The sequence below is a fragment of the Halomonas sp. ND22Bw genome, from assembly GCF_003011945.1.
GTDB lineage: Bacteria > Pseudomonadota > Gammaproteobacteria > Pseudomonadales > Halomonadaceae > Halomonas > Halomonas halophila.
Map to the genome: position 1 here is coordinate 1 of NZ_PXWD01000081.1, position 543 is coordinate 543.

The 543-nt window shown below is 70.0% G+C and carries 1 pseudogene; it reads left to right on the forward strand.

Annotated features, from left to right (window positions below):
* Positions 1-543 (forward strand): annotated as a pseudogene (locus CVH10_RS17050) (IS3 family transposase); the annotation flags it as partial.

The window sequence follows — 543 nt, forward strand, 5'->3', positions numbered from 1 at the left end:
AGCCGTGAGCTGGGCCATCGAGGAAAAGGGTTATTCTCAGCGTCGCGCCTGCGGGCTGATCGGCCTGGAGCCGAAGACGTACCGCTACGCCTCGACCCATGGTGACGATGCGGTCGTGCGGGTACGCCTGCGCGGCCTGGCCGGCGAGCGCCGTCGCTTGGGCTATCGGCGCCTGCTCATCCTGCTGCGACGGGAGGGCCTCACCCTGAACCACAAGAAGCTCTTCCGCCTCTATCGGGAGGAGCGGCTGTCGGTGCGCAGGCGGGGTGGGCGCAAACGAGCCCTTGGCACGCGGGCACCGGCCGCCGTGCCGCAGCAGCCGAACCAGCGCTGGAGCCTCGAATTAGTCGCTTCGCGCCCGCCTTCGGCTCGTCTCCGACACGCTCGACGACGGGCGGCGCTTGCGCATCCTCGTCGTGGTCGACGACTGCACGCGGGAGTGCCTAGCGCTGGTGGTCGATACGTCGCTGTCCGGGCGGCGGGTCGCGCGTGAACGCGACCGGATCATCGCCGGCCGTGGCAAGCCGCTGCTGATCGTCTCGG